The sequence below is a fragment of the Achromobacter sp. PD1 genome (assembly GCF_048541815.1).
Taxonomy (GTDB): domain Bacteria; phylum Pseudomonadota; class Gammaproteobacteria; order Burkholderiales; family Burkholderiaceae_B; genus Achromobacter; species Achromobacter bronchisepticus_A.
The window spans coordinates 3,541,922-3,555,313 of the sequence record NZ_CP183349.1 but is presented as its reverse complement, the minus strand read 5'-3'; the positions used below and the strand labels follow the sequence as shown (position 1 = coordinate 3,555,313).

The following is a 13,392-nucleotide window of genomic DNA, read 5'->3' as shown; positions in this document are numbered from 1 at the left end:
CGGCTCCTCAGCGCTTGTAGTGCGGCGGCACGGCGGCGTCCACATTGACCCACACGGACCTGGCCTCAGTGTAGTCATGCATGGCTTCGAAGCCCATTTCGCGTCCATAGCCGGACTGGCCCACGCCGCCGAACGGACTGCCGGGATTGACCCGCTTGTAGCAATTGATCCAGCACATGCCGGCATGGATGGCGCCCGCCAGCTTGTGGGCGCGCGCCAGGTCGCGCGTCCACAAGCCGCTGCCCAGGCCGTAGTCGGTGGCGTTGGCGATGTAGAGCGCCTCCTCGTCGCTGCCAAAGCGCAGCACCGTGACGAAAGGGCCGAAGACTTCTTCCTGCGCGACGCGGTCCTGCGGCCGGGCCTCGACGATGGTGGGCGCGACGTAGTAGCCGCGGGCCAGCTCGCCGCCGGGCGCCTTGCCGCCAGCCAGCAGGCGCGCGCCCTGTTCGGCGGCGATGCCCACGTAGGACAGGACCTTGTCGCGATGCTGCGCCGAGGTCAACGGCCCCATTTCGGTGTCGGGCGAACGCGGGTCGCCCAGCCGGATGGAGTTCGCCAGCGTCGTGAAGCGCTCCAGAAAGGCATCGGCGATCTTCTCATGCAGCATCAGGCGCGAGCCCGCGATGCAGGCCTGGCCCTGGTTGTGGAAGATGGCCCAGGCCGCGCCATTGACGGCGGCGTCGAGGTTGGCGTCATCGAATACGATGTTGGCGCCCTTGCCGCCGAGTTCCAGCTGTACGCGCTTGAGGTTGCCCTGGGACGCTTGCACGATGCGGCGGCCGGTGGCAGTCGACCCCGTGAAGGCGATCTTGCCCACGCCGGGATGCTCGGCCAGGCGTTGGCCAGCGGTGTGGCCGTAGCCGGGGACCATATTGACCACGCCTTCCGGAAAGCCCGCCTGGGCCATCAGTTCGGCGATGCGCAGGGTCGACAGCGGGGTGAGTTCGGACGGCTTGAGCACCACCGTATTGCCAGCGGCCAGCGCCGGGCCCAGCTTCCAGCTGGTGAACATCAGCGGGAAGTTCCACGGCACGATCTGCCCGACCACGCCGATGGGGGCGCGCTGCACGTAGTTGAGAAAGCCCGCTTCCACCGGGATGACGCTGCCCTGCAGCTTGTCGGCCATGCCGCCGAAGTAACGGAAGCAGCCGGCGGTGCGCGGCACGTCCAGGCCGCGCGTGTCGCGTATCGGATGGCCGGTGTCCAGCGTTTCCAGCTGCGCCAGTTCTTCCGCGTTGGCTTCGATCAGGTCGGCCAGCTTGAGCAGCAGGCGTCCGCGTTCGGCCGCCGCCATGCGCGACCAGGCGGGAAAGGCGCGTTGCGCGGCCGCTACGGCGCGGTCCACGTCTTCGGCTTCGGCGGCGGCGATGGCGGTGATGAGGGTCGCGTCGTGCGGGTTGAGCACGTCGATGGTGCCGCCTGCGGCCGCGTCCACGAAGCGGCCGTCGATAAAGAGTTTGTTCTGCATGGCTCTGGATACGTGTTGAGTGGGAAGGGAGGGTCAGAACTCGACGGGGTAGGGCGCGAGTTCGCCGCTTTCGTAGCGCTGGGGCAGGTCGGGGGTGGCGTTCTCCCAGACCAGCAGCATCGAGCGCTTGGTCGAATAGCCCTGATGGCGGATATCGGCGGGCATGGCGCAGATGTCGCCGGCGCGCATGGTGATGCGGGCGCGCGGCGCGCCGGTGTCCTTGTCGCCGATGTCCCAGACGATCTCGTCGGACAATTGCAGAAACCATTCGACGCGGTCGTTGCCATGGAACACCGGCAGGATGAATTCCTCGGTGGTGGGGCAGAACAGGCTGGCGCCGCAGACGGAAGTGACGGAGGGATTCCAGGTGACGTCGGAGCGCGACAGGTACTTGAACAGGCTGAACGCATGCAGCGCGCCTTCGTAGCCGGGTTCGGCCTGGATCTGCGGCTCATCCTGGGTTACGTCGGCGAAGGCCCGGTTGACGGGCAGGTCGTCGCGCAGCGGCGAGTCTTCCGGCAGGCCTGGCATGCGGCGGGTAGCGATGCGCGACCGCTCGATGGCGGCGATGTTGTCGCCGTGCTTGCGGCCGAAGGCGGAGCCGGTTTCCTCGGGCGCGGCGAAGGGGTCGAAGCCTTCGTTGGTCCAGTCGTGCAGCATGGCCTTGAAGGTGGCCATGATGAGCGGCGTTTCGAAAGTCTCCGTGTAGTCCACGCCCGCGGCCTTCATGACGCCGTTGAACGAGCCGGCGTAGACGTCCACCTTGCCGTAGTGGTTGCGCGTGCCGAACACGTGGTCGAAGTTGACCCAGCCGTAGAAGAAGCCCCAGGCCACGTCGCGCATCAATGCGCGCAGGAACGCATCGGCCGCGATCGCGTGGGTGCGTGTCTGGCCCTTGGAAGGCCAGTGCACCTTGACGAAGTACTCGTCGCGGGTGAAGGTGAACGCGCCGAGATCGAAACGCTTGTAGCCGGTGGCGGCGTCGGCGGAGCTGGCCGCGACTTTGCCGGCGGCAAAGGAAGCGGCGGGAGCGGGGGTGTCCAGCATGGCCATATCGGTACTCCTGAAAGGGGATGAGGGGGTAGCGGCTTACTGCAGGCAGATGTCCGCCCACTTCTCGACGGACAATTCGCCGGCGCGGGTCTGGACCAGCAGCACGCCCGGATACGGCGCGGTAAAGCGGTAGGCGCAGCCGGCGGGCAAGAGGCATTGGTGTCCGCGGCCCAGCAGCACGCGGCCCATGGCCTTGCCGGCAGGCGCTGCGCCCGCCAGCACCGTGCCGTCCGCGGCTGCGGGGGGCTGGTCCAGCGCCAGGAACTCGACCTCGACCTGGCCGTCCATCAGGATCGCGAACTCGTCGTGGCTGCAGGCGTACCAGGGCGACACGCCTTCGGCGCGCAGCGTTTCGATGACGTATTCCAGGTTCTTGCCGACGACGACCTTTTCGTAGGGCGCCGAGTTCGCGGCCACCTCGAAGATGTTGGAAAAGACGTAGTGGCGCGGCGAGCCTTGCGTGATCTCGATGGAGCCCTTGCGGTAGTCCTTCAGCGAGCCGAAGACGGTGGTCGGTGTTGCGGTGTTCATGGAGCCTCCTGTGTCGGGTACTGCTGGCCGCGCGGCGGGGTGGCGCGGACGTGGGGAGCGGGGTGGGCGTGTCAGTCCACCTTGAGATTGATCTTGCGGATGACGCCGGTCCATTTGGCGGCGTCCTCGCGCAAGCGCTGCGCCGTGGCGTCGGGCGATTCGGGCTGCGGATCGAGGTCGTTGCCCTGCAGCTTCTGCTTCACTTCCGGAAGCGCAAGGGCGCGCGCCACCTCGGTATTCATGCGTTGCACGATGGCGGCCGGCGTGCCTTTGGGCGCGAACAGCATTTCGCGGAAGGTGGCGTCGTAGCCGGCCACGCCGGCCTGCTGCATGGTCGGCACGTCCGGCGCCTGGACCGAGCGTGCGCTGCCCGACACTGCCAGCCCATGGAGCTTGCCGGCCGCGACGTAGGGCGCTACCACCGGCGAGGCCAGATAGCCGCAGGGCACCTGGCCGGCCAGCACGTCCTGCGTGGCGGGCGACGGCCCCTTGTAAGGGACGTGCAGGATGTCCAGGCCGGCGCCCGACAAATAGAGCTCCATTGCCAGATGGCCAGGCACGCCCTGGCCGCCGGAGGCATAGCTGAGGGCGCCGGGCGTTTTCTTGGCCTGCGCGTCCAGTTGCGCCAGCGTGCGCAGGCCCGAAGCGGCCGAGCACACCAGCATCTGGTTGAAGTTCGCCAGCGCGACCACCGGCGTCAGGTCGTCGGCCTTGAAATTCAGCTTGCGGTAGATGGCGGGATTGATGGTGACGACGGTGTCGGGCGCTTCGAGGAAGGTGTAGCCGTCGGCGGGAGCACGGGCCACCGCTTCGGCGCCGATGTTGCCGCCCGCGCCGGGGCGGTTCTCGATGATGACGGGCTGCTTGAGCGACTGCCCCACGGCGTCGGCCACGATGCGCGCGGCGGTGTCGCCCGGCGATCCCGCGGGGAAGGCGACCACGATGCGGATGGCGCGCGCGGGCCACTTCTCCTGCGCCTGGACGTGCGACGCCGTGCTGGCGGCCATACAGGCTGTCAGCGCAAGTAATTGCGGTTTCATGCTGTCTCCTGAGTTTATTTTTCAGGCGCCCTGGTCCGGGCGCGCTGCGCTACCACCTGCCGATATGGATGCCGACCGAGTCCTCCTTGCGTGTCCATCCCGTCATGGCGGCGTGGCTGACGGTGGGGTGGATCCTGCGGTTGCGCAGCCAGTCGAACAGCATGGCCTGGTAGCGTTCCCGCACGGACGCGTGCGCGGGATCCGCGCCCAGGTCGTCGTACTCGTCCGGGTCGGCGCGCAAATCGAACAGCTGCGGACGCAGGCCTTCGAAATGGACGTACTTCCAATCGTGGTCGCGCACCATGATGGTGTGGCAGCCGTCGGCGGGACGGCCCAGCGGTTCGCGAACGAAGTCGCGGAACGCGTAGTTGTTCTCCGAGAACACGGCGCGGCGCCAGTCGGCGGGCTGCTCGCCGCGCAGCAGCGGCAGCAGGGAGCGGCCTTCGAGAATGTGGTCGGGGATCTCGGCGCCCAGGGCGTCCAGGATGGTGGGCACCAGATCGATGGCTTCCACCAGCCGCGATTCCACCGCGCCGCGGCGTGCGCCGTCGCCGGGCAGGCGCACGATCAGCGGCACCTTGGCCACGCAATCGTGGAACAGCTCTTTCTCGCCCAGGTAGTGATCGCCCAGGTAGTCGCCATGGTCGCTGCAGAAGATGACCATGGTGTCCTGGTCGCGGCCGCTGCGCCGCAGGTAGTCGAACAGCACGCCCAACTGGTCGTCGACCTGCTTGATGAGACCCATGTAGGTGGGTATCACGGTCTCTCGCACCTGGTCGCAGGAGAAGTTCCTGCTGACCTCGGCCTGGCGAAAGCCCTGCAATACGGGATGCGCGTTGTCCAGTTCGCGAGCGGATCTCTTCGCGGCGGGCACGTCGTCGACCGAGTACATCGCGTGATAGGGCGCCGGCGCGACATAGGGCCAGTGCGGCTTGATGTAGGACAGATGCAGCACCCAGGGCTGCTCGCCGCTTTGCTCCATGAATTCGATCGCGCGCCGTGTCATGTAGGGCGTTTCGGAATCGGCTTCCGCGACGCGCGCCGGCAGGCCGGCATAGCGCATGTTCCAGCCGGAGAGGATCTCGCCGTTGGCGCCTAGCGCCGAATTGGCGTGGTCGTGCCAGGGATTGCCGCCGTCGTAGCCTTGCTTGCGCAGGTATTGCGTGTAGTGGTGCGATTCGTCGCTGAAGCCCGGCGGCCAGATGCCGTCGTCGCGGTCGTAGGGTTCGAATCCGCCTTGCGCGGCCAGCAGGCCGCTCGCGCTTGCCGGGTCTATGCCCAGGCGCCGCATGCCGGACCTGTCGGCCTCCACGTGGGTCTTGCCCGCCACCGCCACGCGCACGCCCAAGGGGCGCAGGTAGTCGCCCAGCGTCATTTCGCTGACAGGCATGGGGACGAAGTTCCACACCGCGCCGTGGCTGGTGACATAGCGGCCGGTGTAATAGGACATGCGCGACGGCCCGCATACCGGGCCCTGCACGAAGGCATTGTCGAAACGCAGGCCTTCGGCGGCCAGGCGGTCGATATTGGGGGTGTGCAGGCGCGGGTGTCCATAGCAGGACAGGTAGTCCCAGCGCAGTTGGTCGCACATGATCCAGAGCACATTGCGTACAGCCTGTCCGCTCATTCCCGCCTCTCTTCCCGTTCCGCCAGCCACCACGGCTTGCGTTAGACGCCACGATATTTCGCCGGGACTGGGCGGCTCAAGCAGGTTTTGCTAGAGTTTCACTCAGTGAAATTTATGGCGATGCGGAAAGAGAGGGCGCAATGAGCCGTTGGACGCCGAAGGTGAAGACCATAGACGCGCTGGAGCGCGGCCTGATCGTGCTGGACGAGGTGCGCGCCACGCAGGGCGCCAGCCTGCAGGAACTCCACCTGCGCACCGGCTACGCCAAGGCCACGCTGCTGCGCATTCTGGCGACGCTGCAATTGCGCGGCCTGATCTGGCGCCGGATCGCGGACGACTATTTCTGCCCCGCCAGCTCGCTCAACGAGCCCAGCCGGCGCGCGCGCGTGCTGGATCTGCTGGGCCAGTGCGCGGCGCCGGAACTGGACCGCCTGCAGGCGCAGGTGCTGTGGCCGTCGGACCTGACGGTGCGCCGCGGCAATGCCATGATCGTGCGCGAAACCAACCGCAGCCAGTCGTACTTCACCATCCGCCGCGACAACATCGGCTTCCAGATCAACATGCTGCGCTCCGCGGTGGGGCGCGCCTATCTGGCGTTCTGCGCCGAGAAAGAGCGCGATTCGATCCTGGCCGCGCTGCGCCGCAGCCGGCGCGAGGGCGACGCGCTGGCCCACGATTGCGCCGCCGTGGAGAAAATGCTGGAACAGACGCGCCGCCAGGGCTATGGCCTGCGCGAACAGCGCTTTGGCGGCGACTACGACAAGACCCGCAAGGACCAGAACGACAGGCTCGAGGCCATCGCCCTGCCCATCATGGCCGGGCCGGGGCGGCTCTACGGCTGCGTCAACATCGTGTGGATCCAGGGCGTGCGCTCGACCGAGCAGATGGTGGAGCAGTGCCTGGAGCCGCTGTGCCGCACGGCGCGCGCCATCTCCGCCGGCATGAACCGGCGCGCCTGAAGCGCCGGGTAGGCGCTGCCGCGCCTTGCCTCCAGGGCAGTCGCGCGGATCGCGCCCCGTCACGCCTCTCCAAGCAACCGTAAACCATCGTAGGCACACGTGCCAATCCGGCGCCCATCCTGCGTGGCGCGGCCCTTTCGCGTCTGTCTGGTTCTCACCGCTTGATTCATAGATTGTTTTTTTGATGTACTCAAAAATAGACAAATACTAGGGTTTATACGAATAATATCGGCAATATTTTCATTCTATAAAGCTTCATTGTTTTTTTATTGTATTTATAGAGATGAAAATTGCTCTGATGGGCTGCGGTGAGGTTGGTTCCTGCTATGCGCAGGCTTGGAGCGCCGCCGGGCATGCGCTGGTCGGGATCTGCGAGCTGCGGCAGGACCAGGAAATGGCGGGCCGCGCCCGGCGTCATGGCGCCGGATTGCATGCCGAGCCGGGGGCATGGCTGGGCGAGGCGGACATCGTGGTGTCGGCGGTGTATGGCCATGCGGCGCTGGAGATGGCGCGGCAGAGCTTCCCGCACATGCGCCAGGACGCGGTCTACGCCGACTTCACGACAGCCAGCGCGCCGGACATGCAAGCCGCTTCGGCCGCCGCCGCCGCACAGAACATCGACTTCACCGACGTCGCGATCATGGGCGCCATTGCCCTGCTGGCGGAACGCACGCCCTTGCTCTGCGCCGGGACCGGCACGGACACCGTGCTGCGGCTGGCCGAGAGCGGCGGGGCGCCGGCGCGCGCCATACAAGGAGCGGCGGGCGATGCCGTGCGCCTGAAGCTGCTGCGCAGCATCATGACCAAGGGCATGGAAAGCCTGGCCGTGGAATGCCTGGTGGCAGCCGAGTCCATGGGATTGAGAGCCTCGCTGTACGAGGTGCTGGCGGATATCGACCAGACGCCGCTTACGGCCTTCATGGATTCGTTCGTCCGATCCCACGTGCTGCATGCGCAGCGCCGCCAGGCGGAAGTCCAGGAGGCCCGCGAGCAACTGCTGGAGGCGGGTCTGGAGCCGCTGGTTCTCGACGGCGTCGAACGGCTTTTTGGCCGGACCAGCAGAGCTATCCAGGATGCGCGGGCGGATGGCGATTTCACGCTGCCGGACTCCGTCGAGGCCCGCCTGGCCTGGCTCACGACGCTGGCGCGCGAACGCTGAACGTCGTACCGCAACGCGATGCCGCGGACGGCATATCCAACAAAAACCAACTGTGTGAGGAAGACAATGAAGGTCCTGAAGAAACTCCTGGCCGCCACGCTCGTGCTGGGCTGCGCCGCCGCGAACGCGGCCGATATGGGCACGGCGCCCATCACGCTCATTTCCCCGTTCCCGCCCGGAGGCGGCACCGATACGCTGACGCGCATGATCGGCAGCGCGATCGGCCAGGAACAGGGCTGGAACATGGTGGTGGAGAACAAGCCGGGCGCCGGCGGCAACCTGGCGCTGGACGCCACCGCCCGCGCGCGTCCGGATGGACATACGCTGGTGATGGCCCAGACCGACAACATCGTGCTGAATCCCTGGCTCTACAACAAGCTCAGCTACGACACGTTCAAGGATTTCAAGCCGGTCGGCCCGGTGGCCACGTCGCCGAGCGTTTTCGTGGTACTGCCCGAATCGCCGTTCAAGACGGTCGGCGATGTGGTCAAGGCGGCACAGGCCCGCCCTGGCGTGGTGTCGCTGGGGATTCCCGGCATCGGCGGCACTGGCGACCTGACGGGCTATCTCTGGCGCAAGGCGGCGAACATCGAATTGATGCACGTGCCGTACCGCGGCTGGGGCCAGGCGTTCCCGGACCTGGCCAGCGGCCGCATCGACATGTACGTGGGCTCGGTGGCTTCGCTGCTGCCGCAGATCCGCGGCGGCAAGGTCCGCGCGCTGGCCGTGGTTGCCAAGGAGCGCGCGCCGGCCTTGCCCGACGTGCCCACGTTCGCGGAAAGCGGATTCAAGACGATAGACCAATCGATCTGGTGGGGCCTGATGGCTCCCGCGAAGACGCCGGACGACGTGGTTGCCGCGCTGAACAAGGCTCTGCAGCAAGTCCAGTCCCAGCCCGAGCTGGTGAAGAAACTGGAGGACGCCGGCTATAGCGTGCTCAAGGGCACGCCCGAGGATCTGGCCCGCCAGCATCGGGCGGACCACGAGATCTTCGGCAAGGTGGTGCAGGACGCCGGCATTCCCAAGCAGTAATGGCAACGCATTGCAATTCCCGACAGGAGCAAAAATGATCGGTTTCGAGATCCATGCCCGCAAGCGCGCGGTGAGCAAGCAAACCGTGGACAAGTTCAAAGGCGTGCCGGTCGCCAATATCAGCGACTGCATGTCGCGGATGACGGCCGGCGGCGCGCCCTTGCAACCCATGCACGACGGCAGCCCGCTGGCCGGTCCGGCCCTGACCGTGCGCACCCGTCCTGGCGACAACCTGCTGGTGCACAAGGCGCTTGATCTGGCGCAGCCCGGCGACGTGATCGTGGTGGACGCGGGCGGCGACCTGACCAACGCCATCATCGGCGAAATCATGACCAGCTACGCGCAGACGCGCGGCATCGCAGGCATCGTGATCAACGGCGCCATCCGCGATAGCGGCACGATCCGCCGCGGCGCGTTTCCCGTCTACGCGGCCGGCGTGACCCACCGCGGGCCCTACAAGGACGGGCCTGGCGAGATCAACTGCGTCATTGCCTTGAATGGCATGACGATTGCGCCGGGAGATCTGATCCTGGGCGACGAGGACGGCCTGCTGTCGATTCCGTTCGAGCAGACAGAAGCGGTTTACCTGGCCGCTCAGTCCAAGCACGAACTGGAAACGAAGATGCTGGCGGATATCGCGGCCGGTTCGCTGGACACGTCCTGGGTCGATGCCCGGCTCAAGCAACTGGGCTGCGCGGAGGCGCGGCCGTGAGCCTGACGGCGCGGCTGGCGGACAAGATGCGCGTCGTCCGGCTGGACCTCTGGATCGATCCTGCGTTCGACGCCTGCCTCGGGCGCGAGCCGGCCCTGAGCATCGAAGTGTTGCCTGCGAAGGGCGACGTGATCACGGCGGCGGGGCTGGCCGGCGCGGATGCGTATCATGTCAGCGCGGCCAAGGACGAAGTCCCCGCGCGCTGGCAGGTAACGGAAAGCCTGCTGGCGCAGTGTCCGGAATTGCTTTGCGTGTCCTCGGGCGGCGCGGGCTATGACACCGTGGACGTCGCCGCCTGCACGCGGGCCGGGGTTGCGGTGGTGAACCAGGCAGGCGCCAATGCCGCGTCGGTGGCGGAAATGACGTTCGCCTTGCTGCTGTCGCTGGTCAAGCGCCTGCGCGAATCCCAGGCCGCGCTGCAAGCGGGATCCGCCGCTACGCGCGAGGCCCTGATGGGGCGCGAGATCGACGGACGCGTGCTGGGCATCGTGGGCATCGGTGAAATCGGCCGCAGAGTCGCGCGCATTGCCGCTGGCTTCGGCATGCGGGCGATTGCCTGCGACCCGCTGCTGCCTCCCGAGGAAATCCGGGCGCGCGGCGCCGAACCCGTGAGCCTCGCGCAGTTGCTCGAACAGGCCGACGTGGTGAGCCTGCATTGTCCGCTGAATGACGACACGCGGGGCATGATCGGGACCGAAGCGTACGCCAGGATGCGTGCCGGCGCGCTGTTCATCTCGACCGCGCGCGGCGGCATCCATGACGAGCAGGCGCTGCTTGCCGCCTTGCAGGACGGACGGCTGGCGGGAGCGGGACTGGATGTCTGGAGCCAGGAACCTCCTTCGCCCGGGCATGGTCTGCTGCTGCGTTCCGACGTGGTGGCAACCTATCACACCGGAGGCGTCACGCACGAGGGCCGGCGCAAGGTCGCGCAAGGGTCCGCCAGCCAGATCATCGACATGCTGGCCGGTCGCCGTCCCGCCCGGCTGCTGAATCCAGAGGTCTGGCCCAGGTTCCTGGAGCGCCTCGCGCAACGCCAGCGTTGACGCGGCCAGGCGCGAATGCCGGGACAGCCTTCCGGTATAGTTCGGGAACCCGGATCAGGAGTCATGCGCCATCATGTCGAGCGCCCGCGATTACGTCTATGCAGAGCTGCGCCGCCGCTTGATGGCAGGCTCTTTCATGCCCGGCGAACGGCTGCGCGAAGAGCACATCGCGGCCGAGCTTTCCGTCAGCCGGACGCCGGTGCGCAGCGCGATCGAGCGCCTGGTGACGGACGGCCTGGTCAAGCACGAAGGCCGGCGCGGAGCGGTGGTATTGGGCTGGCAAGACCGGGACATCGATGAAGCCTTCGAGCTGCGCATGCTGCTTGAACCGTATTCCGCCAAGGCGGCCGCCGAACGGGCCAGCCCGGAGCAGATACTCGAACTCGAGCGCATCAATCAGTGCATGCTCGATGCCATCAACGCCGACGCGCCCGACAGCGTGGCGCAGGTGCAGCACTACAACAACCAGTTCCACCACGCGCTGCTCGACGCGGCGCAGTCCGCGCGGGTGCGTTCCATGGTGGAAAACCTGCTGGACATGCCCATCATCATCGGCTCGTTCTACTTCTACACCAAGGACGACATGCTGCGCAGCGTGGAGCATCATCGCCAGATCATCGCGGCGCTGCGCGCGCGCGATGCGGAATGCGCGCAGATCGCCATGCGCTTCCACCTGGCTGCCACGCATCTGCTGTTCCGCAGCCACCGCAAGCCGGGCCAGTAGCCCAGGGCTTACTCCCGAACGCGCTTTCCCGGTTGTTTTTTCTCGGATCGGGCCTCGGCCCGCGCCTGCGCGATGATGGCCTGGGCGGTCCAGCGCGCCACGTCCGTGAGTTCGGGCAGCTCCAGTTTCCAGATGTCCTTCAACACCAGGAACACCTCCGTTCCATAGACCAGCGACAGGGCCTGGGCCACGCGGTCCAGCTGGGCCGGCGTCAGCTCGGGTGCCAGCGGCGCGATGGCGCGCCTGAGGATGTCGACGCGATGGCCGCGCACCAGCCGGGGCTCGGTCGCGGCGCGTCCGGCGCTGGCTTCGGCGTGCTGCTGCAGCGACACCATGATGGCGGCGCGCAGCGGCGCTTCGTGCGCGGCCAGCCGGGGGTAGGCGAAGCGCAGCAGTTCGTCGACGCGTTCGGCGGCGTCGGCCGCGGTGGAGTTCCAGGCCAGGATGGGCCCGAGGCTCTCGTCCACCACGGCGGCGATCAGCGCGCTCTGGCTGGGGAAGTAGCGGTAGGCGGTGGCGCGCGATACCTGCGCGTGTTCGGCCAGTTCGGCCACCGACGGCGTGATGCCCTGGGCCATCAGCCGCTGCGCCGCATCCAGCAGGATCTTGCGCATGCGCGCGCGCGGCCCGTGCGGCGGTTCGCCGCTGGCGGCTGCTTGCGGGCTGGCGGGCGCGATCAGGCGCGCCGTGCCGGCCGTGGAGGGGGCGGGAGTTTGACGTGAGACAGGTGTCTCAGTATGATTCTTTCGTCTCATTTCTAGATTCTACAGGCCTCGCGGCCTCACATATCGAGGCGCGCACCGAGTGTAGCCGCCCGCGGAGGAGTCATGACGCATTCGAACCGGCGGGTCTACGTGGCCGCCACCTACGACACCAAGGGCCAAGAGGCTGAATACGTGATGGACCTGCTGCGCCGGGACGGACTGGATCCGGTGTCGGTGGACGTGTCCACTTCCGGCGCCGCCAGCGCGGCGCAGGTGCAGGCCAGCGTAGTGGCCGCCAGCCATCCGGACGGCGCCGGCGCGGTCTTCACCGGCGACCGCGGCACGGCCATCGCGGCCATGGCGCTGGCGTTCGAACGCTATGCGGCCGGCAACGCCGGGATCGGCGCGCTGCTGGGACTGGGCGGCTCCGGCGGCACCGCCTTGATCACGCCCGCGATGCGCGCGCTGCCGATCGGCACGCCCAAGCTGATGGTGTCGACGATGGCCTCGGGCAATGTCGCGCCCTATGTCGGGCCCTCGGACATCGCCATGATGTATTCCGTGACCGACGTCGCGGGCCTGAACCGCATTTCGCGCCGGGTGCTGGCCAATGCCGCCGGCGCAATCGGCGGCGCCTTCAAGCAGGCGGCGAGCGCCGCGGCCGATGACGGCCGGCCCGCCGTGGGCATCACCATGTTCGGCGTCACTACCGCCTGCGTGCAGCAGGTGACGCCGCTGCTGGAGTCCCGCTACGACTGCCTGGTGTTCCATGCCACCGGCACGGGCGGGCAATCGATGGAGAAGCTGCTGGACAGCCATCTGCTGGGCGGCGTGCTGGACCTGACCACCACCGAAGTCTGCGACTTCCTGTTCGGCGGCGTGCTGGCCTGCACCGAGGACCGTTTCGGCGCCGTGGCCCGCACCGGCCTGCCCTACGTGGGCTCCTGCGGCGCGCTGGACATGGTGAACTTCGGCGCCATGGACACTGTTCCGGAACGCTACCGCGGCCGCAAGTTCTATCCGCACAATCCGCAGGTGACGCTGATGCGCACCACCGTGGAAGAAAACACCCGCCAGGGCGAGTGGATCGCCGCCAGGCTGAATCACTGCCAGGGTCCGGTGCGCTTCCTGATTCCGGAGGGCGGCGTCTCCGCGCTGGACGCGCCGGGGCAGGCGTTCTGGGATCCGCAGGCCGACGCGGCGCTGTTCGCGGCGCTGGAGAAAAACCTGGTGCAGACCGCCGACCGCCGCCTGGTGCGCGTGCCTTGCCACATCAACGACCCGCTCTTCGCCCAGACCGCGGTCGACCAATTTCTTGAAATCGCTACACACTGAGGACC

13 protein-coding genes are annotated in these 13,392 nt (G+C 67.4%); 7 read left to right on the top strand and 6 right to left on the bottom strand.

The genetic code is table 11. The features are described 5' to 3' along the window. Positions 1-7 precede the first annotated feature (7 nt). From ACM1PE_RS16820 to ACM1PE_RS16800, 5 genes are all read right to left on the bottom strand, one after another. A complete protein-coding gene (locus tag ACM1PE_RS16820; protein WP_419340546.1) occupies positions 8-1,468 on the bottom strand; it encodes an aldehyde dehydrogenase family protein in 1,461 nt (486 codons plus the stop codon). 33 nt (positions 1,469-1,501) lie between these two features. Beyond that, positions 1,502-2,521 carry a hypothetical protein gene (locus ACM1PE_RS16815; RefSeq protein ID WP_059379939.1) on the bottom strand — a complete coding sequence of 340 codons (1,020 nt, stop codon included), beginning with the start codon at positions 2,519-2,521 and terminating at the stop codon, positions 1,502-1,504. Between the two features lie 36 nt (positions 2,522-2,557). After that, positions 2,558-3,052, bottom strand: coding sequence for a hypothetical protein (locus ACM1PE_RS16810; RefSeq protein WP_059379938.1), 495 nt, complete (start codon positions 3,050-3,052; stop codon positions 2,558-2,560). A 71-nt stretch (positions 3,053-3,123) separates the two neighbouring features. Then, positions 3,124-4,092, bottom strand: coding sequence for a Bug family tripartite tricarboxylate transporter substrate binding protein (locus ACM1PE_RS16805; RefSeq protein ID WP_419340545.1), 969 nt, complete (start codon positions 4,090-4,092; stop codon positions 3,124-3,126). 49 nt (positions 4,093-4,141) lie between these two features. After that, complete coding sequence (locus tag ACM1PE_RS16800) at positions 4,142-5,719, bottom strand: alkaline phosphatase family protein (protein WP_419340544.1); 1,578 nt, start codon at positions 5,717-5,719, stop codon at positions 4,142-4,144. A 140-nt stretch (positions 5,720-5,859) separates the two neighbouring features. Between ACM1PE_RS16800 and ACM1PE_RS16795 the strand changes: the two genes are divergently transcribed. The 6 genes from ACM1PE_RS16795 to ACM1PE_RS16770 all read left to right on the top strand — a co-directional run bounded on the left by ACM1PE_RS16795 (position 5,860) and on the right by ACM1PE_RS16770 (position 11,348). Then, positions 5,860-6,678, top strand: coding sequence for an IclR family transcriptional regulator domain-containing protein (locus tag ACM1PE_RS16795; RefSeq protein ID WP_118934303.1), 819 nt, complete (start codon positions 5,860-5,862; stop codon positions 6,676-6,678). A 283-nt stretch (positions 6,679-6,961) separates the two neighbouring features. Further along, positions 6,962-7,837 carry a DUF1932 domain-containing protein gene (locus ACM1PE_RS16790; RefSeq protein ID WP_419340543.1) on the top strand — a complete coding sequence of 292 codons (876 nt, stop codon included), beginning with the start codon at positions 6,962-6,964 and terminating at the stop codon, positions 7,835-7,837. A 66-nt stretch (positions 7,838-7,903) separates the two neighbouring features. Further along, complete coding sequence (locus ACM1PE_RS16785; protein ID WP_419340542.1) at positions 7,904-8,869, top strand: Bug family tripartite tricarboxylate transporter substrate binding protein; 966 nt, start codon at positions 7,904-7,906, stop codon at positions 8,867-8,869. Positions 8,870-8,903: 34 nt separating this feature from the next. Then, positions 8,904-9,581, top strand: a complete 678-nt coding sequence (locus ACM1PE_RS16780; RefSeq protein ID WP_059379933.1) for an RraA family protein — start codon at positions 8,904-8,906, stop codon at positions 9,579-9,581. Further along, positions 9,578-10,624, top strand: coding sequence for a hydroxyacid dehydrogenase (locus ACM1PE_RS16775; RefSeq protein WP_419340541.1), 1,047 nt, complete (start codon positions 9,578-9,580; stop codon positions 10,622-10,624). Before ACM1PE_RS16780 ends, ACM1PE_RS16775 begins: the two co-directional genes overlap by 4 nt. Before the next feature lie 73 nt (positions 10,625-10,697). Then, a complete protein-coding gene (locus tag ACM1PE_RS16770; RefSeq protein ID WP_059379932.1) occupies positions 10,698-11,348 on the top strand; it encodes a GntR family transcriptional regulator in 651 nt (216 codons plus the stop codon). 8 nt (positions 11,349-11,356) lie between these two features. Here ACM1PE_RS16770 and ACM1PE_RS16765 read toward each other — a convergent pair whose 3' ends face one another. Continuing rightward, the gene (locus ACM1PE_RS16765; protein ID WP_419343844.1) at positions 11,357-12,028 is read right to left on the bottom strand and encodes a TetR/AcrR family transcriptional regulator; all 672 of its coding nucleotides are present in this window, start codon (positions 12,026-12,028) and stop codon (positions 11,357-11,359) included. 147 nt (positions 12,029-12,175) lie between these two features. On the opposite strand from ACM1PE_RS16765, the gene ACM1PE_RS16760 reads away from it, so the two are divergent. Beyond that, complete coding sequence (locus ACM1PE_RS16760; protein ID WP_419340540.1) at positions 12,176-13,387, top strand: Tm-1-like ATP-binding domain-containing protein; 1,212 nt, start codon at positions 12,176-12,178, stop codon at positions 13,385-13,387. The last annotated feature ends 5 nt before the right edge of the window (positions 13,388-13,392 follow it).